Here is a 25,216-nt window from a genome sequence, read left to right as displayed (position 1 = left end):
CCCCTCGGTTTTCTTTAGTAACTTTAAAAATGTATAAGTTTATAGTTTAAATACTCCATATTTTAGTTTTTAATGGAAAACCAAAAAGAAATTATCAGTCTTATTATCTATGTAAGCGTACTTATCGTTATTGTTATTGTTTTTGTAGTCTCTTTTTTCTTGGCCTACCAGAAACGGAAAACCCAATTGCTAATCGAAAAAGCAGAGCAAAAACGCTACTTCGACGAAGAATTGGCCAGGGCACAAACAGAAATCCAGGAACAGGCTTTTAAAAATTTAAGCTGGGAATTACACGATAATATCGGACAGTTATTGTCTGTAGCCAAAATGCAGATGAATATGCTTCAGGCAGATATCCCTGACGACAAGCAAAAAGCCTTTAGTGAAGCTTCAAATGTATTGGGAGAAGGTTTAAAAGAGTTACGTCAGCTGTCGAGGACACTCAACACAGATTATATCAGTAAAATTGGGCTGCTGGAATCTATTGAAACTGAGATCAGGCGCTTCAAACGCCTTAATTTTCTTAAAATAGAATACGATGTCAAGGGAGATATCGTTAAGATAAATAGAAAAGATGAGATCATTATCTTCCGGATCTTTCAGGAGTGTTTCTCCAATGTGGTAAAATACTCACGAGCGTCACTGCTAACTATTCTGGTTGAATATTTTCCCCATCATTTAAGCGTAATTGCTACCGACGATGGAATAGGATTTGACATCGATAATATAAAAGAAGGTTCAGGATTGACCAACATGAAGCGAAGGGCAGAACTGATTGGAGCATCCTTAAAAATAAATGCCGAAAAAGATAAAGGAGTTTCCGTAACTTTAGTATATCCGTACGAACCGAAAACAAACACAACAATCAAACCATCATGAAGAAGTATTCAATAGCCATAGTAGACGATCATTTATTATTTGCCCAGTCATTGCAAACTTTGGTCTCCTCCTTCGATGATTATAACGTAGTTTTTCATGCCGCAAATGGCAAGGAATTTATTGAAATGCTCAATGGTAACAACTCAATTCCGGATATAGTCTTACTCGATATCAATATGCCGATAATGGACGGGATAGAAACCATGGGATGGTTAAAGGAAAATAAACCCGATCTTAAAGTTATTGCCCTTTCCATGGATGATACCGAAGACACGATCATTAAAATGCTGCGGTTCGGAGCTAAAGGATACCTTTTAAAAGATATACACCCGAATATCTTTAAACAGGCCCTGTCCGATGTCATAGAAAAAGGGTTTTATTTTTCTGAGCGGATAACAAATACTTTACTGGATACACTGGATAAAAAAGAATCCGAAAAGGATCAACTCCATCTGAAAGACCGTGAAATAGAATTCCTGAAATTGGCCTGCTCAGAAATGACTTATAAGGAAATAGCTAACGAAATGTGTCTCTCTCCCAAAACAATTGATGGCTATCGCGAAAGTTTGTTTGAAAAGCTTCAGGTAAAAAGCCGTATCGGATTGGTGTTGTATGCCATTAAGCATGAACTTATAGAAATGGAAGAAGGCTAATATCAGATGAAATCCGGTATCGTTTGACCTGATCTGATGTCTTCTCTGCAAGGTCGTCTTTCCTTTCCGTGAAAATTCGGTTTATAACCCTTACGGAGAAATTTGTTTTCGTATAAAGACAATCCGCCAAGACCATGTACAGCCTTAAAATTTGGCCGGCCGGGATGTGTTTATAAAAAACAGATTAGTTCTAAGGCATAAGTATTTTTAGCTTTTAGTACCATAAAGTCTCCGGATACTTTCTGATAGAATTTCAATCCGATATAAGTCAGGTTCAAGCCTCCCTTTTCAGGCATAGCTTTTATGGGAATGTTTAACTCATTCTCTTGAAACTTTTTGCCCAGAATAACTTTTTCTGCCATAAAAATTTCAGAGTGATGTTTTTCAGCATCCAAGTGTACCACTCCATATAATAAACCCATATGAGTTGCTTGTGCCGGAAACTGGTCGTATATGATATGAATGTCCGAAACGGTACAATCAAAAGTCTCCGGATCAATCGAAATATTCCCTGTAAAAGTGTCTCTTACAGCCCGCTCCGGAGTATACCGAAAATCAGAAAATATTTGCTTCCCATTATCGGTAAGTAATCCGTTCCAGACAGTCCGTTCTTCTCTCTCACGGACCAGATCACAGTTTTTAATTTTAGGAAACATCTTCATCATGCGCTCGTGTAGGCTCGGGTCTTTATGGTCCTTTAAGAAAGGAAACAGCACTTGCCTGAATAACTTTTTTACTTTCGCACACATTCCGAATTCACTGAAGTTCTGCCTCACCAGCACCATATTCGAATCGTTTAATACTTTCTCCTTTGTAAAACCACCCCGGCTACGCGGGCAATAACTTCTCCGTTACGATAATAAAAGTTTATGCCCGAAAGCGTACCGACTAGTTTGATAATTCCTTTTTGTTTTGCCATTCTTTTTCCTATAAGGTGATTTGTAAAATGTACAAAATCAAATATTTAAAATATTTTTATAATGATATTATAACTAATGTATAGGTAGTTTATACCATAATTATAGTATATCTATAGTATCTTATTGATTGTTTTTACCGATAGTAAAAAAAGGTTCATACGTGTTAATACACTGGTGAGAACTGTGATTTTAAACGGGTGGTGCTCTTCTCAAAAACAATGAGTTTTAAGATCATTTCTATGTTTAAAACAAGGGAGGGTTTTATCCGGATCAAAAAAAATTAATCAAAACCTTTTGAATTAAAAAAAATATAGATATTATTGCATCATCAATGAATAGAAATCTGATTAATATCGTCGCTGTTGTCATTATTGTGATTGTTTCACAATGATAAGGGGACGGTATATTTATAATAAAACACGAAGAGCCTTCCCAATAAAGAGAAGGCTTTTTTTATAGATTTAATTTAGAAAACTAGCATGAACAAGTTTTAAACATATGAAATTACGAGTAGTCATTATCAGCGTCATTGTCATTATTATCATTCCTTGGTGAAACGATACAGTTGTTTTGTGCTGATAAACGAAAAAGACCTGTATCATTCAAACCGATACAGGTCTTTTTCGTTTAAACAATTTTCATATGTTGAATATGATAAAAAATAACGTGTAAAATACTGATAATGAGGTTTTTGTATAGTTATGAATTCATTTGAGTTTTAATCTGAATTTCAGAAAGAAGAGAAATAGAGTATTTAATCAAATAATTTAGCTGTTTAATAAGAATATTATAAGTAAAATGTTAAATAAGTATAGTAAGCAAGTCACACAAGATCCTACATTGCCGGCAGCCCAGGCCATGCTGCATGCCATAGGACTTACCGATGAAGATTTAAAAAAACCTTTAATAGGTATTGCCAGTACAGGTTACGAGGGCAATCCATGTAATATGCATTTAAACGATCTGGCAAAACAAGTTAAAAAAGGAACTGAAAATGCCGGTTTGGTCGGATTGATCTTCAATACCATAGGTGTCAGTGACGGGATATCTAATGGTACACCGGGGATGCGTTATTCGTTGCCTTCAAGAGATATTATAGCCGACTCAATGGAAACTGTTGTGGAAGCAATGAGCTATGACGGTATGGTAACGGTAGTGGGTTGTGATAAAAATATGCCGGGAGCATTAATGGCAATGCTACGCTTAAACAGGCCCTCTATATTGGTTTACGGAGGCACTATAGCCTCAGGTTGCCATAATGGTAAAAAATTAGATATTATCTCCGCGTTTGAAGCTTACGGTCAGAAAGTAGCAGGTAAGATTGATGATGAAGAATATAAAGAGGTAGTTCATAAAGCTTGCCCCGGAGCCGGTGCCTGTGGCGGGATGTATACAGCCAACACCATGGCTTCTGCCATAGAAGCATTAGGGATGTCATTGCCGTTTAACTCGTCGAATCCTGCTATCAGTAATGGAAATCTGAAAGAGCAAGAGTCTGTAAAAGCAGGGGAAGTACTGCGGCTGCTATTAGAAAAAGACATTAAGCCTTTGGATATCGTTAATAAGAGATCGCTGGAAAATGCATTTAGGCTGGTTACCGTTCTGGGGGGGTCTACCAATGCAGTACTTCACTTTCTAGCGATAGCTAAAGCAGCACAGGTAGATTTTACTTTAGAAGATTTTAAACGGATTAGCGATGCAACACCTTTATTGGCAGATTTAAAGCCCAGTGGTAAATATTCCATGGAGGATCTACATGGAGTAGGAGGTATTCCGGGAGTATTAAAGTACTTATTAGATAACGATATGCTTCATGGAGATTGCTTGACAGTAACAGGTAAAACCCTTGCAGAAAACTTAAAAGATGTGTCCAACCTGATTGACGGACAGGACATCATAAAAAAACTAGAAGAACCGATCAAAGACTCAGGACATATCCGTATTCTTTTCGGGAACCTTGCGACAGAAGGCGCAGTCGCCAAAATTACAGGGAAAGAAGGATTGTCATTCAGAGGAACTGCCAATGTGTTTGACGGTGAAGAAGCAGTAAATGAAGGAATTAAATCAGGGAAAGTAAAAAAAGGAGATGTGGTCATTATCCGTTACGAAGGCCCCAAAGGCGGCCCGGGAATGCCGGAAATGCTAAAACCAACTTCGTCGATTATGGGAGCCGGTCTTGGGAAAGACGTTGCCTTAATCACAGATGGCAGGTTCTCCGGAGGATCTCATGGTTTTGTCGTTGGTCATGTAGCACCGGAGGCACAGGTAGGCGGTAACATCGCCCTTGTAGAAAATGGTGATATCATCTCTATCGATGCTGTTAACAATACCATCGATATTGAAATATCTGATGAAGAACTGGAAAAGAGAAGAGCCGATTGGACGGCTCCGGAATTGAAATTTAAAAAAGGAATATTATATAAGTATGCTAAAACTGTTTCATCGGCATCAGACGGATGTGTAACCGATGAATTCTAGAGATAGTTGTTTTATGCTTGAACAGTAGCTGACTGTTTAAGGCTTCATAACTGAATGTATTATGGAAACAAAAACATTAACCCAAAAGCAGGAAAAAAAGGAAACTACTATGAGAATAAGTGGTGCCGAAGCCGTTATACATTGTTTATTGGCGGAAGGGGTCGATTTGGTTTATGGTTACCCCGGTGGTGCCATCATGCCGATCTATGATGAACTATATAAGTTTCAGGACAAGCTTCATCATGTCCTTACACGTCATGAACAAGGTGCTACACACGCTGCACAAGGGTACGCACGTGTGTCCGGAAAAGTAGGGGTGGCTATGGCAACCTCAGGACCGGGAGCAACAAACCTGGTTACAGGGATTGCAGATGCCCAGATTGATTCAACGCCCATGGTTTGTATTACCGGACAGGTAGCAAGTCATTTATTAGGGTCTGATGCCTTTCAGGAAACCGATATTGTCGGAATATCTACACCGGTTACCAAATGGAACCACCAGATAACCAGTGCTTCCGAAATACCTGAAGTAATGGCAAAGGCTTTCTATATAGCCCGTTCCGGACGACCGGGACCTGTTCTGATCGATATTACTAAAAATGCTCAGTTTGAAGAGTTTGATTTTAGTTATGAGAAATGTACAGGGATCAGAAGCTATAATTCGAAACCGGAAATAGAAAAGTCTAAAGTAGAGCAGGCAGCCGATTTGATCAATAAGGCTAAAAAACCTTTTATTGTTTGGGGACAGGGAATTATTCTTGGACAGGCAGAAGAAGAATTAAAACAACTTATTGAGAAAGCAGGAATTCCGGCGGCATCTACCTTATTGGGATTGTCAGCACTGGATTCTGACCATGAGTTTAATACCGGAATGGTTGGAATGCATGGTAACTACGGTCCGAATGTTTTAACCAACGAATGCGATGTATTAATTGCATTGGGAATGCGCTTCGACGATCGCGTTACCGGCGATTTGAGTACTTATGCCAAGCAGGCTAAAGTTGTTCATTTTGAAATAGATCCGGCCGAGATAGACAAGAATGTAAAAACAGAGGTGGCTATCTTGGGAAATGTAAAAGAGTCACTTCAACGGGTTTTACCGCTTATTGATAATAATAAACACGAAGCATGGCACGGGGAATTTAAAAAGCGTTACGCCATTGAGTTCGATGAAGTGATCAAAAACGACCTGCATCCTGAAAAGGAAGGTCTTACAATGGGCGAAGTGATCGACCAGATCAATAAGGCTTCAGAACACAAGGCGGTTATTGTTACCGATGTAGGACAACACCAGATGATCGCCTGTCGTTATGCAAAATTTAATAAAACCAAAAGTAATATTACCTCCGGAGGTTTAGGGACCATGGGCTTTGCTTTACCCGCAGCAATCGGAGCTAAAATGGGCGATCCGGAAAGAGAAGTGGTGGCAGTTATCGGAGATGGTGGTTATCAAATGACCATACAGGAACTGGGTACTATTTTCCAGACAGGAGCTGCCGTTAAAATTGTAGTACTCAATAACGACTTCTTGGGAATGGTACGTCAGTGGCAACAGTTGTTTTTCGACAGGAGATATGCCTCTACGGAATTGGTGAATCCTGATTTTGTAAAAATAGCTGAAGGCTACCATATCAAGGCGAAACGGGTATCCAAACGGGAAGACCTTCAGGGGGCCGTTCAGGAAATGATGGCTTCTGAAGAAGCATACTTCCTGGAGGTAAAAGTAGAAAAAGAAGATAATGTATTTCCTATGATACCAACAGGTTCATCGGTATCGGATGTTAGACTAAGCTAAGCGTACTATGGAAGAAAAACAAACATATACCATCTCTATCTATTCAGAGAATAATATAGGGTTGCTAAACAGAATATCGGGCATATTTTTAAAGCGTCATATCAATATAGAGAGCTTAAACGTTTCAGGCTCAGAAATAGAAAATGTTTCCCGGTTTGTAATTGTAGTGAATATTACAGAATCGTGGGCCAGGCGTATCGTCGGACAAATAGAAAAGCAGATAGAGGTAATCAAAGCTTATTATCATACCGACGACGAAACCATCTTTCAGGAAACAGCACTGTTTAAAATTAAGTCTGATTTGCTTTTTGACCAGCGTCAGATCCAGAATATCATAAAAGAAAGTCATTCGGAAATTGTAACCGTATCACGCGATTTTTTCGTGATTGCAAAAACAGGCAGACGATACGAAATAGAAGCCTTGTACGACGAATTGCAACCTTACGGGATAATGCAGTTTACCAGGTCCGGCAGGATATCGGTATCAAAAGAGCGAATGGATATATCAACAATGTTAAAAGAATTTCAATTAATCAATTAATAAACCATTAAAATGGCAAATTATTTTAATTCAATCTCACTAAGAGAAAAATTATTACAGTTAGGAACTTGTGACTTTTTAGATAAATCAGAATTTAACAACGGAATCAAAGCACTTGAAGGCAAGAAAGTTGTAATTGTTGGAAGTGGTGCGCAAGGACTGAACCAAGGGTTGAATATGCGTGACAGCGGTCTTGACATATCATACGCATTGCGTGACAGCGCTATCAAAGAACAACGTCAGTCGTACAGGAATGCAGTAGATAATGGTTTTGCCGTTGGTACTTATGAAGAGATGATACCAACTGCCGATTTGGTTTGTAACCTTACTCCCGACAAGCAGCATACGAATGTGGTAAATGCTATTATGCCACTGATGAAAGAAGGCGCTACCCTGGCATATTCTCACGGATTTAACATCGTAGAAGAGGGAATGCAGGTCCGTAAAGACCTAACGGTAATCATGGTAGCTCCCAAATGTCCTGGTTCTGAAGTTCGCGAAGAATATAAGCGCGGTTTCGGAGTACCAACGCTTGTTGCAGTACACCCGGAGAATGATCCTCAGGGAAAAGGTTTTGAACAGGCAAAAGCCTATGCGTATGCAACCGGAGGGCACAGAGCAGGTGTACTTCGTTCATCATTCGTGGCAGAAGTAAAATCAGACTTGATGGGCGAGCAGACCATTCTTTGCGGAATGCTTCAGACCGGATCTGTTTTGTGTTTCGACAGAATGGTTGAAAAAGGTATCGAGCCCGGATATGCCGCTAAATTAATGCAATATGGATGGGAAGTAGTTACCGAAGCACTTAAACACGGTGGTATCACCAATATGATGGACAGGCTTTCGAACCCTGCCAAAATTGAGGCCTTTAGACTGGCTGAAGAGTTAAAAGAAATTATGGCGCCGTTATTCCATAAGCATATGGAAGACATTATGAGCGGCCATTTTTCTCAGACAATGATGGAAGACTGGGCAAATGATGATATCAATTTATTAACCTGGAGAGAGGCTACCGGAGAAACTGCTTTTGAAAAAACGGAAGCGACTGCTGCTGAAATTTCAGAACAGGAATTCTTTGATAATGGAGTGTTAATGATAGCAATGGTGAAAGCAGGGGTTGAACTGGCTTTTGAAACCATGACAGAAACAGGAATCATCGAGGAATCTGCATACTACGAATCGCTTCATGAGTTGCCACTAATCGCAAACCTGGTAGCCCGTAAAAAACTGTACGAAATGAATCGTATTATTTCTGATACGGCTGAATACGGATGTTACTTATTCGATCATGCATGTCGCCCGATGTTAACTGACTTTATGAAAACTGTCGATACCAACGTTATCGGTAAGTCTTTCAGTGCATCGAACGATGTGGATAATAAAGAATTGATCGCAGTAAACGACGCTATCAGAAACCACCCGATAGAAGAAGTGGGAGCCTGGTTACGTCAGTCAATGACTGATATGAAGACCATATCATCACTTTAATAAAACTTGGTCACAGGTACGTATATCGTGCCTGTGATGTTTTAAAAAATTATGATGCAAGTAAAAACAACATACAAACCCGACTTAGAAGACGTAAAGAAAGCGGCAGCAACACTTGGCGGTGTAGCTACGGTAACGCCTTTAATGAAGAGCATCACCTATTCGAAGCAATTTAGCAATACGGTACTGCTGAAAAGAGAAGACCTTCAGATAGTACGTTCCTATAAGATACGTGGAGCTTACAATAAGATGAATTCTTTAACTGACGAAGAAAAGCAAAACGGTATTGTATGCGCATCAGCAGGGAATCATGCTCAGGGAGTGGCTTTTTCGTGTAAGGAGCTTCAGATAAAAGGCACTATTTATATGCCGACTCCTACGCCAAAACAGAAAATTGAACAGGTAAGAATGTTCGGTGAAGATTATATTGATATCGTAATTTATGGAGATACTTTCGACGATTCATATAAGGCGGCAATGAAAGCATGTAAAGAACTTGAGAAGACCTTTGTACATCCGTTTGATGATGAAAAAGTGATCGAAGGACAAGCAACCGTTGGCCTTGAAGTGCTGAATCAGACCTCTAAACAAATTGATTATATTTTTGTTCCGGTAGGAGGGGGCGGATTGGCATCAGGACTTTCAACAGTATTCAAAACACTTTCCCCCAACACCAAAATCATAGGGGTTGAGCCTGAAGGAGCACCGTCGATGTCCACCTCTATAAAGAATGGTGTAAACACTGAGCTTGAGCATATCGAGAAATTTGTAGACGGAGCAGCTGTACAAAAAGTAGGAGACCTTACTTTCGACATCTGTAAACAGCAGCTGGATGCTGTGATTACCGTACCTGAAGGGAAGGTATGTCAGACCATATTAGATTTATACAACAGGGATGCCATTGTGGTAGAGCCGGCTGGAGTATTATCTATCGCCGCTCTGGATTCGTTTAAGGAAGAAATAGAAGGTAAAAATGTAGTTTGCCTGGTAAGCGGGAGCAATAATGATATAACAAGAACAGCCGAGATTAAAGAACGTGCGTTGTTGTACGCTAATTTGAAACATTATTTTATAATTCGATTCCCGCAAAGAGCAGGAGCGTTAAAAGAATTTGTTGCAGAAATCCTGGGTCCTGACGACGATATCACACATTTTGAATATTCCAAGAAACATGCCAGGGAAAACGGACCCGCAGTAGTAGGGATCGAATTGAAAAATGAAAAGGATCTCGAACCGCTGATAGCCCGAATGAAAGCCCATAATTTTTACGGAGATTACCTGAATAACAAACCGGATTTGTTTCAATTCTTAGTTTGATTATTACTTTAAGTTAAATTAAAGCAAATGATTTACTTTTAAGGAGCGTAATATTTAAATTTGTTTAAGCTCGTCAACTGTCTCGGAGATAGCTCGCGCAGGGCAAAACATTTCGACGCAAGCCCTATGAAATTCCGTTGGGAGTATTTCACAAGGAAAAGTTTCGGAACTCCGGATATTATCGGGGTTAAATTCCGGTTGTCGGGTAAACCCCTTAAAAAACCTCTCTTCAGTACATAAGTGAGGTTTTATGTTTTATGTTGCGATCTTTCAGTTAGTATCGACAAATGAATGTAGTGAATTTGGAAGTTGGTAACTATGTAAAAGGCATCATAAAACAATAAAGGTATTTGACTCAAAGCATAAATTAATAACTAACTAAAAAAGTATGATGTTTTTCATCTGTATGAACGACAAGTGATTTAGCATTATATTTTATTTACTGATGGATGTTAATTTCTATATCGGTTAAACCAAAATTTAAAAGAGATGAAAACACAAACTGCCGAAATCCCGGAAGAATTTCAAATAGATAACCTGCTAAACCAAGATACTTACTTGGTTAATGGACAGCTGAAAAAATGGTCCGGAAAAACAACTCCGGTTTATTCTACCATTCATACGGTTAATGAAAATGGAGAATATGCTCCAACATTATTGGGCTCTATTCCTTATATGACCGAACCTGAAGCTAACGAAGCCCTAGAGGCGGCATGTGATGCATTTGATAAAGGAAAAGGACTATGGCCTACCATGAAGGTAGCCGACAGGATAGAGTGCATGGAGCGCTTTGTACGGCAAATGGAAAAGCAACGAGACCCTATTGTAAAATATCTTATGTGGGAAATAGGAAAAAATTTGTCCGACTCGCAAAAGGAATTTGACAGAACGGTTGAATATATTTACGATACTATAGAGGAATATAAACAACTGGATCGCGACTGTGCAAAGTTTGAAAAAAGAGACGGGGTTTATGCTCATATCCGAAGAGGTCCATTAGGCGTAGTGCTTTGCCTTGGGCCATATAACTATCCTCTGAATGAAACATTTGCTTTGTTGATTCCTGCAATCATTATGGGGAATACGACTATTTTTAAACCGGCTAAACATGGCGTTTTATTACTATCACCACTGTTAGAGGCTTTTAAAAGCAGCTTTCCTAAAGGGGTGGTAAATATTGTATATGGCAGAGGTAGAGAAGTAGCTGCTCCGATAATGCAATCAGGGAGAATAGATGTGCTTGCCTTGATAGGAAACAGCAAATCTGCAGTAGCATTACAAGATCAGCATCCGTATAAAAATCGCTTGCGTCTTGTGCTGGGACTTGAAGCTAAGAATCCTGCCATCGTGCTTTCAGATGCCGATTTAGACCTGACGATTAATGAATGTATTGCCGGAGCCTTATCGTTTAACGGACAGCGTTGTACTGCATTGAAATTAGTTTATGTTCAGGAAAAAATTGTAGATGAATTTAACAGGCGTTTTGCTGAGAGGGTAGATGCACTGAAATTCGGAAATCCCTGGGAAGAGGGGGTACAGCTGACACCACTTCCGGAACCGGGAAAACCTCAGTACATCAAGGGCCTGATTGATGATGCACTGGCAAAAGGGGCCAGCATACTTAATGAGAAAGGTGGAGAGATCACTGAAAATTATATTTATCCGGCAGTACTTTATCCTGTAACCAAGGAAATGCGTGTTTATGAAGAAGAACAGTTTGGCCCGGTGATCCCGGTGATTCCTTTTAAAAATATAGAAGAACCTATAGACGATATTGCAAGCTCAAATTACGGACAACAGGTAAGTTTGTTTGGTAAAGATATAAGAACCATAGCCCCCTTAATCGATAATTTGGTTAATCTTGTATGCAGAGTTAATCTCAATAGCTCATGTCAACGAGGACCGGATGTGTATCCGTTTACTGGAAGAAAAGATTCTGCCGTGAGTACTTTAAGTGTTCACGATGCCTTGCGTTCTTTCTCCATCAGGACTTTCGTGGCATCAAAAGATACGGTATATAACAATAGAATTCTTGAAGATCTATTAGGAAGCAAAGCTTCAAACTTTGTTAGCACAGATTATATTTTGTAATATTGATTTATGCAAACAACAATCGTATCGGCAGAATGGCTTCATGATCATATAAATGATCCTGACCTTATTATACTTGATGCAAGTCAAAATGCTAATGTTTCCGGCTTGGTGCCTCCTTATGAGGGTAAATACATTCCAAATGCAAGGTTTTTTGATTTGAAGAATGTATTCAGTGACCAGAAAAGCCTGTTGCCAAACACGGTTCCTTCTCCGGAAGCCTTTGAAGAAGGGGCTCGCAGCTTAGGCATCTCAAATACGAGCAAAGTTGTAGTCTATGATAATTTGGGTATATACTTTAGTCCGAGGGTGCGTTTTTTGTTTAAAGTCATGGGGCACCATCATGTAGCAGTTTTAAATGGTGGATTGCCGGCATGGATTGAAAGTGGGTACGAAACAGCATTGAATCTGGTTCCTCATATTTCGGAAGAAGGAGATTTTAGAGCTTCCTTTAATAAGGAGATTTTGATGAATGCAGAAGAGATATATAAAAACATCAGTTCTCAGGATCATATTGTGATTGATGTGCGTTCTGCGGAAAGATTCAGTGGAGAAATTCCCGAGCCACGAAAGGGAATACGCAGCGGACATATCCCAAAGTCATATAATTTACCTTTTAAGAAGCTTTTGAAAGAAGGAAAATATAAATCAAAGGAAGCCCTTAAAGATGAATTTACAAAGGCTGGAATTAATGATGATACCCCATATGTTTTTTCATGTGGTTCCGGTTTAACCGCTTGTATAGCTATGCTGGCCAGTGAACTGGTAAATGATAACCCGGTAAAGGTATATGACGGTTCATGGACCGAATGGGGACAATCGGAATATCCGGTTGAAAAGTAAAATTAATTATGATACAAAAATAAAAAACAGCCACTTTTAAAAGTGGCTGTTTTTGTTTATTCCTTACAGGGTAAATACCCCGAGGCTTGCCTCGTTAGTAAGTGTTTAAAGTTTGAAAACGTGTTTTTATGAAATGCTCCGTGGGTTTGCGCCCTAATGATTCCAAAAAGAAAAGAATTTACCTGAAATAAATACTTTCTTTCTCCCCTTCATCATTTATAAAAGTGACTTTAACACGATAACCTTCTGCGTTTTCCAGCATGTTTTTCACATCGTCTATACCATCAACCTTTTCGTCGTTAATATGGGTGATTATTTTCCCTTCAAAATTATAGCCATCCCAGGCTGATGCTACATTTGTGATCTTCACTCCTTTAGTCTTATACTTTTTTATATCTTTTTCAGACATGTTCTTAACCACAAAACCAAGTGAATTGGCAACATACGTCTGGTCTTTAAACAGCGTTACAGGAACTGTTTTTTCGGCTCCGTTTCTTAATACGGTAACATGAACCCGATCGTTCGGTCTTTTAGACTTTAAAAATCCGGTTAGCTGTGCGTTCGAAGTTATGCTTTTATCATCTATTTTAATAATAATATCCCCTTCCTTCAATCCGGCCTTATCGGCACCTGAGTCTTCGATGACTTTATTAATGTAGATACCGGAACTGTTAGAAATATGAAGTTTTTCAGCAACCAGTGAATTTAATTCTCGGGGATATATCCCTAATTTACCTTCCTGTATATCTCCATATTCTAATATATCCTCAACAATCTTTTTAGCAATGTTGCTAGGTACTGCAAAAGAGTATCCTATATAAGAACCGGTTTGTGAGGTGATGGCTGTATTAATCCCTATCAAATCACCATTGGTATTTACCAAAGCACCTCCGCTGTTACCCGGATTTACTGCGGCATCAGTCTGAATAAAAGATTGATTCTTGCCCAGGTCTCTTGCTTTGGCACTGATAATACCTGCAGTTACAGTCGATGTCAGGTTAAACGGATTACCAACTGCCAATACCCATTCTCCGACTTTAGTGTTGTCTGAATTTCCGAAAGCAAGATACGGTAACTCTTCACCTGTATTTATCTTAAGCAAGGCAATATCAGTAGAAGGATCGCTTCCTATTAATTCAGCTTCATAGGTTTTATTATCATTTAAGGTAACCTGAAGTTTACTCGCATTGTCAATTACGTGGTTGTTTGTTACAATATAACCGTCAGGAGAAATAATAACCCCGGATCCGGTACCGACACGGGTTTGTTCTCCGCCTCCGGAACCTCTCCAGAGATCAAAGATACTTACAGGCGATCTGTAAACAGATACATTACTTACGTGAACCACCGAATGCACGGTTTTGTCCGCAGCTTCGGTAAAATCAACATCAGCTATTGGATTGGGAGGTGTAGCTCCGTTATAATTAGTGGTAACAAATTTTGGTTGTATGGCTTCCGAGTCTACAACAATAGTATCTTTTTCTACAAAAGCCTTATACGCGCCCAGAGTAATAACGCCACCCAAAACGGATACAAATAGTAAGCTTGCAAATCGTTTCATATTATTATTGTTTGTATTATTTAACATTTAAAATTACTTCATTATTTTCCCCATATTTCAACTTTAACGGCAGTTTAACAATAGAAAAAAGCCTCACATTATTGTATATTTGCCGTTCAACTTTATTGAAAATGACGATACAGTTTTATAAATATCAAGGAACGGGAAATGATTTTGTTATGATTGACAATCGTTCAATGGAATTTCCCAAAAATAATACCAAACTGATTAATCACCTTTGCGACAGAAGATTTGGCATTGGTGCCGACGGATTAATTCTCCTGGAAAATGATGAATCAGCAGATTTTAAAATGGTCTATTACAATGCAGATGGTAATGAGAGTACCATGTGTGGAAACGGAGGCCGTTGTTTGGTGGCTTTTGCTAAATTTTTAAGAGTGATCGACAAAGAAGCTGCTTTTAATGCAGTTGATGGTCTTCATAATGCCGTAATTGAAGGCGACATCGTCAAACTACAAATGATTGATGTAGAGGCAGTAGAAAGTTTCGATAATCATGTTTTTTTAAATACAGGTTCTCCGCATCATGTGCAGCAGGTTGAAGGATTAGAGCGTTTTGATGTTAAAAAAGAGGGCGCCAGACTCCGTTATGGAAAGTATGGTGAAAGCGGAAGTAATATTAATTTTGTAGAACAAGCCGGGACTGACATTTTTTCAGTAAGAACTTATGAAAGAGGGGTAGAAGATGAAACTTTTTCATGCGGTACAGGGGTTACAGCAGTGGCGATCGCTATGTATGTTAAAGAGAAGACAGATGCGACTCAAATAACATTAAATACTCCCGGCGGACAATTAAAGGTGTCTTTTGAGGACAGGGACGGAGTTTTTGAAAATGTGTTTTTACAAGGACCGGCCAAACAAGTATTTAAAGGAGTTGTGGAATGGTAAATCTAAAAGGGAATAAAGTATTCTTAAGGGCCTTGGAGCCTGAAGATATCGGCTTCCTGTATAAACTGGAAAATGATACTTCTGTATGGGAGGTAAGTGAAACGGTAGCCCCGTATTCTAAGTTTGTTCTGGAAGAATATTTGGCAAACGCACACAGAGATATATACGAGGTAAAGCAGCTGCGTCTGGCTATAAATACTGTTTCAAATGAGTTGATCGGGTTTATCGACCTCTTCGAATTTGATCCGAAAAACAAGCGGGCCGGAGTAGGGATCATTATCTTGGATGATCGGCACAAACGGAAAGGAATGGGGGAAGAAGCCCTGAAGTTGTTGATTTCTTACAGTTTTAACCATTTAGACCTGCATCAGTTGTATTGCAATATAGCAGCTGATAATCAGGCAAGTATATTCCTTTTCGAAAAGCTTGGTTTTGAGAAGATTGGAATAAAAAGAGATTGGAAATGGACTTCCAGGGGGTATTTAGATGAAATAATGTATCAAAAAATCAAGAAATAAAAATGTATATCAGAAAGATATTAGTGGTTATAGCGCTGTTGGGGGTGATTATAGGCGGGGTTATTGTCTATAAGATTTATAGTGCTATTTTTTCTCCGAACACCCAATTTACTAACGATGTGGCATACGTGTATATCCAGAGTGATTTTAGGTTTAAGGATGTGAAAGAACAGTTAACCCCTTTGTTAAAAAACGTTAATTCTTTTGAAGATGTCGCCGATAGAAAAGGCTATGTAAATAATATAAGAGCAGGAAAATACGGAATAAAAAAGGGGATGAGTAATAACGATATAATCAATACCCTAAGAAGCAATAATTTACCTGTAAATGTTACTTTCAATAACCAGGAAAGTGTCGAAAAGCTCGCTGGAAGGATTGCTATGCAAATTGAAGCAGATAGTATTTCTTTAGTGCAGGCATTGAATGATGATGAGTTTCTGAGCTCTAACAATCTGAGTGATGATACGGCTCTCACACCATATATTCCTAATAGCTATGAATTTTTCTGGAATACTTCAGCAGAAAATTTCAGGGACCGGATGTTGAAAGAATACAACAGATTTTGGAACGAAGAAAGAATAGCAAAGGCTGAAAAATTAAACCTATCGAGGGAAGAAGTTATTTCCCTTGCTGCCGTTGTTCAAAAGGAAACGGCCAAGGTTGATGAACGGCCAAGAGTAGCCGGAGTGTATTTAAACAGGCTTAAAAAGAATATGCTTTTACAGGCAGATCCTACAGTCATCTTTGCTATAAAAAAGCATAGAAATGATTTTGACACCGTGATAAAACGGGTGTTATATAAAGATCTGGAATTAGATTCACCATATAACACCTATAAATATGCCGGAATTCCACCAGGCCCGATAACAATGCCCGATATATCTTCTATCGATGCAGTCCTTAATGCCGAGAAACACGAATACCTGTACTTTGTTGCGGACACTCATAATTTCGGTTATCATAAGTTTGCGAAAACACTGAGCCAGCACAATGTAAATAAGCAACAATATGTTCGTTGGTTAAACAAACAGAAAATTAACCGCTAGCGAGTTTTAAGGAAACTTTAACGGGTTGATTTTCAGTTTTGTAAAAAAAGTGTAACTTTGCGCCCTCAAATTTTGAGCATTTTATAGCCGTAGTTGTGGTTGTAAAAGTAAGGCTCAAAGAAATTATAACTTATGAGAAAAGGCACGATTGTTTTACACGTAATAGTTGCCGTTTTTGTATTAATAAGTTTAGGCTTTACTTATACGAAAAAAGTCGTGGTGGTGGATGAGGCGTATGTGGTTAATGAACCGCTTAAGTACACAGTATCTGCTACCGGGGGAGACATTACAGAAGATACGGTCATGCCTCCTTTTTTAGGAAGGTCGTTTAACGGTTTTAAGGAAGCGTTGGCTTTTAAGGAATCGGGAGGAGATTATTCCGTAGTAAACCAGTTTGGGTATATGGGAAAATACCAGTTTGGTAAGTCTACGTTAAAACTTATTGGAATTAAGAATACGAATGAGTTTTTAAATGATGCAGAATTACAGGAAAAAGCATTTGTTGCTAATTTAGAACGCAATAAATGGGTTTTAAGAAATTACATTAAAAGATACGCCGGTAGTGTGTACAACGGTATCAAAGTTACAGAATCTGGAATGTTGGCGGCTGCGCATTTGGCCGGACCCGGAGCAGTGAAAAAATATTTGCTGTCGGGGGGAGTAGAAAGATTTGAAGATGGTAATGGCGTTCCTGTTACGTACTATATGAGAAAGTTTGCGGGGTACGACACCTCGTATATAGTGCCAAACAAGAAGGCTAGAATTTAGATTTTAATTAGCTGATAAAAAACCTCGCGTCACCAGCGAGGTTTTTTTATGCCTGGAAAATAAAGATACAGGGTCGTTTATGTAGGTCTATTTCAGTATGCTTCCAATTAGAAACAGCTTGTGTTTTAATGAACTCTGAGGGTAATGTCAGGTCGCAGGCTACACATAATTTGGTATGAGGGTTGAGGATGCTTAAAAAATCACTCAATAGCTTATTGTTTCTATATGGGGTTTCTATGAATATCTGTGATTGTTTAAGTTCTTTGGATCGCTTTTCAATCTTTTTTATCTCAGATTTCTTTTCTCCCTTGTCAATGGGAAGGTAACCGTTAAAGGCAAAACTCTGGCCATTCATGCCACTGGCCATTAATGCCAGTAATATGGAAGAAGGGCCTACCAATGGTATTACCTGAATGTTTTTTCGATGTGCAATATTTACAATTTCTGCTCCCGGATCTGCCACACCGGGGCATCCTGCTTCTGAAATAACACCCAGATGATGGCCTTCGAGGCATGGATCCAAAAAAGACGGCAGTTCATTCGTGTCAGTGTATTTGTTAAGCAACTGAATTTTTAATCCGGGTTGAGATTTTTTAGGAGCTATTTTTTTAATAAATGCCCTGGCCGTTTTTTCATTTTCAACTACGTAATGATTAATGGCCTCTATGGAGCGTTTAATGGATAAAGGCAAAACTTCCAACGGTTCTACATCGCCAAGAGTAGTAGGAATCAAATATACTTTCCCTAGTTGCGTATTCAAAATAATCAGGTTTGAATTAATTATCAGGAGTAAATATAAGTTAAAAATATTAGAGCTTGCCGGCTATAATGTCACAAGCCATATCCAGCATTCTGAAAACATTATCAAAGCCTTGATCCCCTCCGTAATAAGGGTCGGGTACTTCCATGTTTTTGCCAGGGCTGATGGCATTTAAAATAAGGTCAACTTTGCTTTTGTCCTCATCATTTCGGGCAAGCTTCAATACGTTGTGATAATTACTTTTATCCATCACGTAAATATGATCGAATGCATCAAAATCCGAAACCTTAAATTGCCTGCAACGTTGATCGGAGATATTAATATGGTAGTGTTCTGCAATGGCCACGGATCTGGGATCGGGCTTTTCCCCGACGTGATAACCGGCTGTTCCGGCCGAATCAACAAAAATCTTTTCAGGATTCACTTTGTGCTTCAATATCCCTTCCGCTAATGGTGATCTGCAAATGTTCCCAAGGCACACCATTAGAATCTTTTTTTCCATCTTATTGAGAGAATTTTTTATTGAGGTCTTCGATGTACTTCTTGAATTGCTTGTCGGTTTCGCCCAGATTGTCAACAGTTTTACATGCGTGCAATACAGTAGCGTGATCTCTCTTGCCTATTTGCGATCCGATACTAGCCAGAGATGCCTTGGTGTATTTTTTAGCAAAGAACATGGCTAATTGACGGGCTTGGACGATATGGCGTTTTCTGGTTTTCGACTGAAGGGTTTCTACGTCCATCTGGAAATAGTCGGAAATCACCTTTTGTATATAATCGATTGAAACTTCCCTTTTTGTGTTCTTTACAAATTTTTCGACAATTTGTTTGGCCAAATCCAGCGTAACTTCCTTTTTGTTGAAGGATGACTGGGCAATAAGGGAAATAACAGCTCCTTCCAATTCTCTTACATTAGACTTGATGTTACGGGCAACATATTCTATGATCTCCTCGGGCATCTCAACCCCGTCACGGTAAAGTTTGTTGTTCAGGATAGAAACCCTGGTCTCGTAATCCGGACTTTGTAACTCTGCCGATAACCCCCACTTAAACCGTGATAATAAACGTTGCTCGATGTCCTGCATGTCGACAGGAGCCTTGTCGGATGTAAGGATTACTTGTTTTCCATTCTGGTGTAAATGATTGAATATATGGAAGAAAACATCCTGAGTACCGGACTTTCCTGAAAAGAATTGTACGTCATCAATGATTAAAACATCAATCAGCTGATAGAAATGTATAAAGTCATTCCGGGTATTCTTCTTTACGGATTCGATATACTGCTGGGTGAATTTTTCAGCAGAAATGTATAAAACGGTCTTGTCCGGGTGTTTGTCTTTGATCTCAACACCGATGGCGTGGGCCAAATGTGTTTTACCCAGACCTACACCACCAAAAATCAGCAGCGGATTAAAGGAAGTGCCTCCCGGTTTATTGGCAACAGCCATCCCGGCAGATCTGGCAAGTCTGTTGGAATCACCTTCTAAAAAATTATCGAAATTATAGTTCGGATTTAGTTGAGATTCGATTTTTATATTCCTGATGCCCGGGATAATAAAAGGATTCTTTAGTTCCGGACTTTTTTTCTTAATAGGAACATCTAACTCCTGAGGCTGTAAATTAGCTCTGTTTGAACTAGGGATTTTTTCGGTAAACGGTTGTTTGTTTCCGTAAGTATTTTCCATCTTGATAATGTATATCAATTTGGCATTTTCACCTAACTCCCTCCGTAAGGCAACTTTTAAAAGTTTTACGTAATGTTCTTCCAGCCATTCGTAGAAAAACTTACTGGGTACCTGAATGCTCAATGCGTTGTCGGTAAGCTTAATCGATTTTATGGGTTCAAACCATGTTTTGTATGCCTGAGGTTGAATGTTGTCCTTTATAAAATCCAGACAGTTCTCCCATACCGATTCCGCAGTCAGATTCATTTGTTAAGTAATATTTTAATTGTTAGCAGGTTAGATTAAAATGTGTGCAAGAGAGTTTTCAGCTCTCTTTGAGTGAACAAATATGTGAACAAAAAATTGAAAAAAAAAATGTAATAGGGGTTGAATTTATCGTTTTTTTTTCGCATCCTTATTAACTTAATTTTACAATTCGTTAACATACAAAAAATTATTGAAAATTTGAACAATAATCATCAAATTAACATACGGGTCCGGTATGCTGAAACAGACCAAATGGGAGTGGTATATCACGGGAATTATGCGCAGTACCTGGAATTAGGACGTGTTGAGTGGTTGCGTAATTTAGGGGTTTCGTATAAATCGATGGAAGAAAACGGAATTATGCTTCCTGTTATAAGCCTGGAACTGAAATACAAAAAGTCTGCCAAATATGATGATCTTTTAACAATAAAAACCAGGCTTAAAAAACGACCTGCAGTAAAGATCGAATTTGACTATGAGATATGGAACGGGCAGGAGGAATTATTGGTTCAGGGATATACCGCTTTGGCATTTATAGATATGAAAACAAACCGTCCGACACGTTGTCCGGATTATATCCTGGAGAAGTTGGAAATTGATTAAACTTTAACCATCGATTTCTTTTATGGACACACCGTATAATTGATCGAAAACCTGTTTGATGTTTTCAGCTTCTTTTTGTCTGACAGAAATTTTTATAAAGCAATCGAGTTCCATTTTTTGAGAAACAATGATTATGTTTTTTTCTTTAATGATGCGCATTACTTTATTCATGTCTTTGTACTCGAATTTCAGTCCGTAAATAATATCGATCGTTCTTTCTATGATTTCTGAACTTTCGAGAGCCATTTGTGCTGCAGTTTTATAAGCGGTAATTAAACCGCCGACTCCAAGTTTTACGCCACCGAAATAACGCACAATCACAATAAGGGTGTTGGTAAGGTCGAACGATTGTATCTGACCGTATATCGGCATTCCTGCAGAATTATTTGGTTCTCCGTCATCATTGGCTCTGTATGATATGTTCTGTCCTGTTCCAAACTGCCACGCATAGCACCAATGTCTGGCACTGTGGTGTTGCTTTTTAATACTTTCGAGCAGGTCTTTTACTTCGTCTTCATTTTGTATAGGGAATACATAACCGAAAAACTTGCTGTTTTTTTCTTTATACAGGATTTCTTCAGAAGGCTTTGTGATGGTTCGGTAGGTGTCTTTCAAACTATATTTTTTAATTATCCGAAACAGGTTTGATCCTTTAACATCGTTACATCGTCAATTCCGGGCTTTAGGTTCCAGGTTTTAATACGGAGAGCCGAAGCCGCATCGGTATTCTCTTTAACGTCATCAATAAATAAGGTTTCTTCCGGATTGAGCTTGTTTTCAGATAAAACATATTTATAGATCTCGGGATCAGGTTTTCTATAACGAATTTCATACGACAAGTAAAATTTTTCGAAGCAGTCTTTAAACCGGTTAAAGGTGTCTGAACCGCAGGTATTTATTACATGTTCAATGTGTAGTTCATTGGTGTTGCTAAGTAAAAAAAGGCGGTATTTTTTTTCGTTTGCAAGTTGCTCCAAAAAAGAAAGCCTGTATTCCGGCAGGTCCAAGATAATGGCATTCCATGCATTTATCAGGGATGCTTCATTAATCGCTGGAAATTTGCTTTTATAAAATGAAACGAAGGCGTCGGTAGCGATCAGTCCTTTTTCGTATGCTTCATTGATCTCGTTCATTTTACCGGAAACACAAAAGCTGCTATCCAATTTTGAAAGCTGATTTACGGTTGCAGGCTTATCCAGATTGATAAATACATCACCAAAGTCGAAAATTATATTTTTAATCATTGTTGTAGTAATAAAAAAGGTTGTCGGTTAGTATTTTTTCAGCACTTATAATTGTTGCACCCGTGACAGGTGCAGGAGTCCCCTCGTTTAATACAACCTTACTTTTAAATTTTCTGATCTCATCCCACAGATTTTCATCAATAAAGTTTTGTAACGTTTTGGAACCACCTTCTATAATAATACTTTGAAGACCTTCCTGAAAAAGTATTTTGCAAATTTCATGGATGACAGGTTTTTGAAAATCAACTTTTTGTAAAATGATGTTGTCAGAAAGGTTTTTATCTTCACTTGATAGGTCTGTAATGATAAAGGTTTTTACATGTCCATTCCAAATGCAATGGTCGGGATAGGTTTTCAGGTTTTTGTCAATAACAACTCTGACAGGCGATAGGCCTTTCCAGTCTCTTGTATTCAGTTTTGGGTTGTCATCCAATACCGTATTGGTGCCAACTAAAATGGCTTGTTCTTCACTTCGCCATTTATGAACCAGTTGTCTTGAATATTGATTGGTAAGCCAAACCGGTTCTTTGATGTTTTTTTTAACAGGACTTACATATCCGTCGGCACTTTCAGCCCATTTTAAAATGATGTAAGGTCTCTTTTTGTTGTGAAAAGTAAAAAAGCGTTTGTTCAGGGCCTGACATTCTTCGTCTAATACACCGACAGTTACATTACATCCTGCTTCTATCATCTTTTTAATCCCTCTGCCGGCTACTTCTACAAACGGATCGATGGCTCCAACGACTACATTCTTTATGCCTGAAGATATAATCAAATCGCTGCACGGAGGTGTTTTTCCAAAATGACTACAAGGCTCTAAACTGACATATATGGTAGCTTTTTTTAACAGATTCCTGTTGCGGACGGAGTTAATTGCATTAACCTCTGCATGCGGTTCTCCGGCTCTTTTATGCCAACCTTCCCCGATGATTTTGTCCTGATATACTATTACCGAGCCAACAAGAGGGTTCGGGTATGTGTTTCCAAGTCCATTTTTAGCCAGTTCAATACATCGTTTTATGTATTTTTCGTGTATATTCACGCCAATAATATAAAGCTTTTAACCAGATTAAGTCTTAACGAGTTTCAGGTGCAAAAATAGTATTTTATATAAGGATGGCAGATTATATTATAAGAGAAATAAAACCAGGTGATAATGAGAAGTTGGCAAACGTATTGAGATCGGTTCTTCTCGAGCACGATGTGCCGAAAGTTGGTACGGCATATGCAGATAAAGCTTTGGATAAGATGTATGAAGCTTACGATGAAGAAAAAGCCTCCTATTTTGTGGTTGAGCTTGACGGAAAAGTTCTAGGTGGTGCCGGTATAGCTGCTTTGGCTTATTATGATGGTAATGTATGTGAACTTCAGAAGATGTATTTTCTGGAGGCAGCAAGAGGGAAGGGAATAGGGATGAAGATGATGCAAGCCTGTCTTGACAGGGCCCGGGAATATGGTTTTGAAAAGTGTTATCTGGAAACGATGCCTAATATGCTGGCAGCGCAGAAACTATATAAAAAATCCGGGTTTGGGTATATAGACGCCCCGATGGGAAATACCGGACATTGTTCTTGTACGGTATGGATGCTAAAATATTTGTAATGAGGGTGAAAGATATTCAACAGGTATTTCATCGGGAACTTGACGGACTTTATGAAGCAAAGGAAGTGGACCGCTTTTATTTTATGCTGTTGGAGCATTACTTTGATATCAGGAGGATAGACCTGATATCGGAACCTGACAGGGTGATATCAAAGGAAGATGAAACAGTGGTTTTTAAAGCGTTGAGTGAACTAAAGTTAGAGAAACCGATTCAGTACATTGTAGGAGAAGCTTATTTTTATGGGTTGTCATTTAAGGTAAATAGTAATACGTTGATACCCCGGCCTGAAACTGAAGAATTGGTAGATTGGATTGTGAAGGATAAGAGGGCAGAGAACCGGCCTGTAAAAATATTAGATATCGGCACCGGTTCCGGATGTATTGCTATAGCTCTCGCAAAGAATATTCCTTGCTCGAAGGTTGCAGCGATGGATGTTTCTGCGGAGGCGCTGAAGATGGCTAAAGATAATGCGAGGCAGCATAATGTAGATATAGACTTTATTGAGGCTGATGTATTGGAATTGGAAGATCTTAGCGGGTGTTATGATGTAATTGTTTCCAATCCCCCTTATGTAAGAGATCTCGAAAAAAAGGAGATGCACGATAATGTTCTTCGCTACGAGCCGCATTCTGCTCTTTTCGTTTCAGATGCGGAACCATTGTTGTTCTATAAAAAAATAGCCGTTCTGGCCAGGGAGCATTTATGTGTTAACGGAGCTTTGTATTTTGAAATAAACCAGTACCTGCCTGACGAAACCATAAAGATGCTTGAAAATACCGGGTTTGAACATAATCGGTTAAAAAAAGATTTTAGAGGTAATTACAGAATGGTAAAATCTTCTGTTCACGGGTGTGTTTCATTCTAAGTTGTGTTTTTTATCTGTAAAACCCTGTTTTTTAACTGTTTTGCCGTATGAGCTATCGTTTATTTTACTATGTTTGTTTCCTTGCTTTTGGGTTAAATCGGATTTTATTTAGTTGAAGAGCAAGCCCTAAATCAACATATTATGAGTAAAATGAACCAGTTTTTAGCCGAAACTGCCAGCGCATTGCCTGTAGCGCTGGGCAGTACAATCTTTTCGCTCGTTTTTTTATCCTTTTCAGGAATACTTCGTCAATTCTCCCTGTCTGATATAGCATTAGCTTTTTTACTGACAGTATTTTTAATCTCTCAGGTAATAAGAACTTTTTCAAATCATGTAAATGTGAGAATGTAGGTATTTCCCCGGCGTTTTCCTGACCATGCCGGATTTGTTGCAGAGTAGCCAAA

25 protein-coding genes are annotated in these 25,216 nt (G+C 38.8%); 17 read left to right on the top strand and 8 right to left on the bottom strand.

Annotation, left to right across the window (positions count from 1 at the left end; translation table 11 throughout):
* Window positions 1-72 precede the first annotated feature (72 nt).
* Window positions 73-879 (top strand): sensor histidine kinase, encoded by an 807-nt coding sequence (locus tag MQE36_RS14365; RefSeq protein ID WP_242936669.1) that lies wholly within the window; start codon window positions 73-75, stop codon window positions 877-879.
* The gene (locus MQE36_RS14360) at window positions 876-1,532 is read left to right on the top strand and encodes a response regulator (protein ID WP_242936668.1); all 657 of its coding nucleotides are present in this window, start codon (window positions 876-878) and stop codon (window positions 1,530-1,532) included. The genes MQE36_RS14365 and MQE36_RS14360 overlap by 4 nt, the downstream gene beginning before the upstream one ends.
* Window positions 1,533-1,702: 170 nt before the next feature.
* On the opposite strand, the gene MQE36_RS14355 is transcribed toward MQE36_RS14360, so the two are convergent.
* Window positions 1,703-2,317, bottom strand: coding sequence for a hypothetical protein (locus MQE36_RS14355; protein WP_242936667.1), 615 nt, complete (start codon window positions 2,315-2,317; stop codon window positions 1,703-1,705).
* Between the two features lie 933 nt (window positions 2,318-3,250).
* On the opposite strand from MQE36_RS14355, the gene ilvD reads away from it, so the two are divergent.
* From ilvD to MQE36_RS14320, 7 genes are all read left to right on the top strand, one after another.
* The gene (ilvD, locus tag MQE36_RS14350) at window positions 3,251-4,930 is read left to right on the top strand and encodes a dihydroxy-acid dehydratase (RefSeq protein ID WP_242936666.1); all 1,680 of its coding nucleotides are present in this window, start codon (window positions 3,251-3,253) and stop codon (window positions 4,928-4,930) included.
* Window positions 4,931-4,991: 61 nt separating this feature from the next.
* Window positions 4,992-6,725, top strand: coding sequence for a biosynthetic-type acetolactate synthase large subunit (gene ilvB, locus MQE36_RS14345; protein ID WP_242936665.1), 1,734 nt, complete (start codon window positions 4,992-4,994; stop codon window positions 6,723-6,725).
* A gap of 7 nt (window positions 6,726-6,732) precedes the next feature.
* Window positions 6,733-7,266, top strand: coding sequence for an acetolactate synthase small subunit (gene ilvN / locus MQE36_RS14340; RefSeq protein WP_242936664.1), 534 nt, complete (start codon window positions 6,733-6,735; stop codon window positions 7,264-7,266).
* 12 nt (window positions 7,267-7,278) lie between these two features.
* Window positions 7,279-8,754, top strand: coding sequence for a ketol-acid reductoisomerase (gene ilvC, locus MQE36_RS14335; RefSeq protein ID WP_242936663.1), 1,476 nt, complete (start codon window positions 7,279-7,281; stop codon window positions 8,752-8,754).
* A 51-nt stretch (window positions 8,755-8,805) separates the two neighbouring features.
* Window positions 8,806-10,071 carry a threonine ammonia-lyase IlvA gene (gene ilvA, locus MQE36_RS14330; RefSeq protein ID WP_242936662.1) on the top strand — a complete coding sequence of 422 codons (1,266 nt, stop codon included), beginning with the start codon at window positions 8,806-8,808 and terminating at the stop codon, window positions 10,069-10,071.
* 489 nt (window positions 10,072-10,560) lie between these two features.
* The gene (locus tag MQE36_RS14325) at window positions 10,561-12,162 is read left to right on the top strand and encodes an NADP-dependent glyceraldehyde-3-phosphate dehydrogenase (RefSeq protein ID WP_242936661.1); all 1,602 of its coding nucleotides are present in this window, start codon (window positions 10,561-10,563) and stop codon (window positions 12,160-12,162) included.
* A 9-nt stretch (window positions 12,163-12,171) separates the two neighbouring features.
* Window positions 12,172-13,005, top strand: a complete 834-nt coding sequence (locus MQE36_RS14320) for a sulfurtransferase (protein ID WP_242936660.1) — start codon at window positions 12,172-12,174, stop codon at window positions 13,003-13,005.
* 178 nt (window positions 13,006-13,183) lie between these two features.
* Here MQE36_RS14320 and MQE36_RS14315 read toward each other — a convergent pair whose 3' ends face one another.
* Entirely contained in the window at window positions 13,184-14,566 is a 1,383-nt protein-coding gene (locus MQE36_RS14315) for a S1C family serine protease (RefSeq protein WP_242936659.1), read from the bottom strand.
* A 131-nt stretch (window positions 14,567-14,697) separates the two neighbouring features.
* On the opposite strand from MQE36_RS14315, the gene dapF reads away from it, so the two are divergent.
* From dapF to MQE36_RS14295, 4 genes are all read left to right on the top strand, one after another.
* A complete protein-coding gene (gene dapF / locus MQE36_RS14310; RefSeq protein ID WP_242936658.1) occupies window positions 14,698-15,474 on the top strand; it encodes a diaminopimelate epimerase in 777 nt (258 codons plus the stop codon).
* Entirely contained in the window at window positions 15,468-15,992 is a 525-nt protein-coding gene (locus tag MQE36_RS14305; RefSeq protein ID WP_242936657.1) for a GNAT family N-acetyltransferase, read from the top strand. The genes dapF and MQE36_RS14305 overlap by 7 nt, the downstream gene beginning before the upstream one ends.
* A 2-nt stretch (window positions 15,993-15,994) precedes the next feature.
* Window positions 15,995-17,038, top strand: coding sequence for an endolytic transglycosylase MltG (gene mltG / locus MQE36_RS14300; RefSeq protein WP_242936656.1), 1,044 nt, complete (start codon window positions 15,995-15,997; stop codon window positions 17,036-17,038).
* Window positions 17,039-17,170: 132 nt separating this feature from the next.
* The gene (locus MQE36_RS14295; protein WP_242936655.1) at window positions 17,171-17,806 is read left to right on the top strand and encodes a peptidoglycan-binding protein LysM; all 636 of its coding nucleotides are present in this window, start codon (window positions 17,171-17,173) and stop codon (window positions 17,804-17,806) included.
* 46 nt (window positions 17,807-17,852) lie between these two features.
* On the opposite strand, the gene MQE36_RS14290 is transcribed toward MQE36_RS14295, so the two are convergent.
* The 3 genes from MQE36_RS14290 to dnaA are packed head-to-tail and all read right to left on the bottom strand — an operon-like array spanning window position 17,853 to window position 20,497.
* Window positions 17,853-18,566, bottom strand: a complete 714-nt coding sequence (locus tag MQE36_RS14290; RefSeq protein ID WP_242936654.1) for an SAM-dependent methyltransferase — start codon at window positions 18,564-18,566, stop codon at window positions 17,853-17,855.
* A gap of 49 nt (window positions 18,567-18,615) precedes the next feature.
* Entirely contained in the window at window positions 18,616-19,068 is a 453-nt protein-coding gene (locus MQE36_RS14285) for a low molecular weight protein-tyrosine-phosphatase (protein ID WP_242936653.1), read from the bottom strand.
* 1 nt (window position 19,069) lies between these two features.
* Window positions 19,070-20,497: a chromosomal replication initiator protein DnaA gene (gene dnaA, locus MQE36_RS14280; protein WP_242936652.1), complete on the bottom strand. Its 1,428-nt coding sequence runs from the start codon at window positions 20,495-20,497 to the stop codon at window positions 19,070-19,072.
* Window positions 20,498-20,695: 198 nt separating this feature from the next.
* Between dnaA and MQE36_RS14275 the strand changes: the two genes are divergently transcribed.
* Window positions 20,696-21,100, top strand: coding sequence for an acyl-CoA thioesterase (locus MQE36_RS14275; protein WP_278286570.1), 405 nt, complete (start codon window positions 20,696-20,698; stop codon window positions 21,098-21,100).
* Between the two features lie 3 nt (window positions 21,101-21,103).
* Here MQE36_RS14275 and MQE36_RS14270 read toward each other — a convergent pair whose 3' ends face one another.
* From MQE36_RS14270 to ribD, 3 genes are read right to left on the bottom strand one after another with little or no spacing between them, the layout of a single operon-like run.
* Window positions 21,104-21,715 carry an IMPACT family protein gene (locus MQE36_RS14270; protein ID WP_242936651.1) on the bottom strand — a complete coding sequence of 204 codons (612 nt, stop codon included), beginning with the start codon at window positions 21,713-21,715 and terminating at the stop codon, window positions 21,104-21,106.
* A 14-nt stretch (window positions 21,716-21,729) separates the two neighbouring features.
* Window positions 21,730-22,344 (bottom strand): HAD family hydrolase, encoded by a 615-nt coding sequence (locus MQE36_RS14265; RefSeq protein ID WP_242936650.1) that lies wholly within the window; start codon window positions 22,342-22,344, stop codon window positions 21,730-21,732.
* A complete protein-coding gene (ribD, locus tag MQE36_RS14260; RefSeq protein ID WP_242936649.1) occupies window positions 22,337-23,386 on the bottom strand; it encodes a bifunctional diaminohydroxyphosphoribosylaminopyrimidine deaminase/5-amino-6-(5-phosphoribosylamino)uracil reductase RibD in 1,050 nt (349 codons plus the stop codon). Before ribD ends, MQE36_RS14265 begins: the two co-directional genes overlap by 8 nt.
* 74 nt (window positions 23,387-23,460) lie before the next feature.
* Between ribD and MQE36_RS14255 the strand changes: the two genes are divergently transcribed.
* The 3 genes from MQE36_RS14255 (at window position 23,461) to MQE36_RS14245 (ending at window position 25,163) form a co-directional block, all read left to right on the top strand.
* Window positions 23,461-23,946, top strand: coding sequence for a GNAT family N-acetyltransferase (locus tag MQE36_RS14255; RefSeq protein ID WP_242936648.1), 486 nt, complete (start codon window positions 23,461-23,463; stop codon window positions 23,944-23,946).
* Complete coding sequence (gene prmC / locus MQE36_RS14250; RefSeq protein WP_242936647.1) at window positions 23,946-24,812, top strand: peptide chain release factor N(5)-glutamine methyltransferase; 867 nt, start codon at window positions 23,946-23,948, stop codon at window positions 24,810-24,812. Before MQE36_RS14255 ends, prmC begins: the two co-directional genes overlap by 1 nt.
* A 141-nt stretch (window positions 24,813-24,953) precedes the next feature.
* A complete protein-coding gene (locus MQE36_RS14245) occupies window positions 24,954-25,163 on the top strand; it encodes a hypothetical protein (protein ID WP_242936646.1) in 210 nt (69 codons plus the stop codon).
* The last annotated feature ends 53 nt before the right edge of the window (window positions 25,164-25,216 follow it).

The sequence above is a fragment of the Zhouia spongiae genome (assembly GCF_022760175.1).
GTDB classification, from domain to species: Bacteria; Bacteroidota; Bacteroidia; order Flavobacteriales; family Flavobacteriaceae; genus Zhouia; species Zhouia spongiae.
This window is presented reverse-complemented; position numbering and strand designations above follow the sequence as displayed.

What these genes read in the sequence shown, in the direction of transcription:
- MQE36_RS14365 (WP_242936669.1), top strand. Translation starts at nt 73, where the DNA reads ATGGAAAACCAAAAAGAAATTATCAGTCTTATTATCTATGTAAGCGTA.
- MQE36_RS14360 (WP_242936668.1), top strand. Translation starts at nt 876, where the DNA reads ATGAAGAAGTATTCAATAGCCATAGTAGACGATCATTTATTATTTGCC.
- MQE36_RS14355 (WP_242936667.1), bottom strand. Translation starts at nt 2,317, where the DNA reads ATGGTGCTGGTGAGGCAGAACTTCAGTGAATTCGGAATGTGTGCGAAA.
- ilvD (WP_242936666.1), top strand. Translation starts at nt 3,251, where the DNA reads ATGTTAAATAAGTATAGTAAGCAAGTCACACAAGATCCTACATTGCCG.
- ilvB (WP_242936665.1), top strand. Translation starts at nt 4,992, where the DNA reads ATGGAAACAAAAACATTAACCCAAAAGCAGGAAAAAAAGGAAACTACT.
- ilvN (WP_242936664.1), top strand. Translation starts at nt 6,733, where the DNA reads ATGGAAGAAAAACAAACATATACCATCTCTATCTATTCAGAGAATAAT.
- ilvC (WP_242936663.1), top strand. Translation starts at nt 7,279, where the DNA reads ATGGCAAATTATTTTAATTCAATCTCACTAAGAGAAAAATTATTACAG.
- ilvA (WP_242936662.1), top strand. Translation starts at nt 8,806, where the DNA reads ATGATGCAAGTAAAAACAACATACAAACCCGACTTAGAAGACGTAAAG.
- MQE36_RS14325 (WP_242936661.1), top strand. Translation starts at nt 10,561, where the DNA reads ATGAAAACACAAACTGCCGAAATCCCGGAAGAATTTCAAATAGATAAC.
- MQE36_RS14320 (WP_242936660.1), top strand. Translation starts at nt 12,172, where the DNA reads ATGCAAACAACAATCGTATCGGCAGAATGGCTTCATGATCATATAAAT.
- MQE36_RS14315 (WP_242936659.1), bottom strand. Translation starts at nt 14,566, where the DNA reads ATGAAACGATTTGCAAGCTTACTATTTGTATCCGTTTTGGGTGGCGTT.
- dapF (WP_242936658.1), top strand. Translation starts at nt 14,698, where the DNA reads ATGACGATACAGTTTTATAAATATCAAGGAACGGGAAATGATTTTGTT.
- MQE36_RS14305 (WP_242936657.1), top strand. Translation starts at nt 15,468, where the DNA reads ATGGTAAATCTAAAAGGGAATAAAGTATTCTTAAGGGCCTTGGAGCCT.
- mltG (WP_242936656.1), top strand. Translation starts at nt 15,995, where the DNA reads ATGTATATCAGAAAGATATTAGTGGTTATAGCGCTGTTGGGGGTGATT.
- MQE36_RS14295 (WP_242936655.1), top strand. Translation starts at nt 17,171, where the DNA reads ATGAGAAAAGGCACGATTGTTTTACACGTAATAGTTGCCGTTTTTGTA.
- MQE36_RS14285 (WP_242936653.1), bottom strand. Translation starts at nt 19,068, where the DNA reads ATGGAAAAAAAGATTCTAATGGTGTGCCTTGGGAACATTTGCAGATCA.
- dnaA (WP_242936652.1), bottom strand. Translation starts at nt 20,497, where the DNA reads ATGAATCTGACTGCGGAATCGGTATGGGAGAACTGTCTGGATTTTATA.
- MQE36_RS14265 (WP_242936650.1), bottom strand. Translation starts at nt 22,344, where the DNA reads ATGATTAAAAATATAATTTTCGACTTTGGTGATGTATTTATCAATCTG.
- MQE36_RS14255 (WP_242936648.1), top strand. Translation starts at nt 23,461, where the DNA reads ATGGCAGATTATATTATAAGAGAAATAAAACCAGGTGATAATGAGAAG.
- prmC (WP_242936647.1), top strand. Translation starts at nt 23,946, where the DNA reads ATGAGGGTGAAAGATATTCAACAGGTATTTCATCGGGAACTTGACGGA.
- MQE36_RS14245 (WP_242936646.1), top strand. Translation starts at nt 24,954, where the DNA reads ATGAGTAAAATGAACCAGTTTTTAGCCGAAACTGCCAGCGCATTGCCT.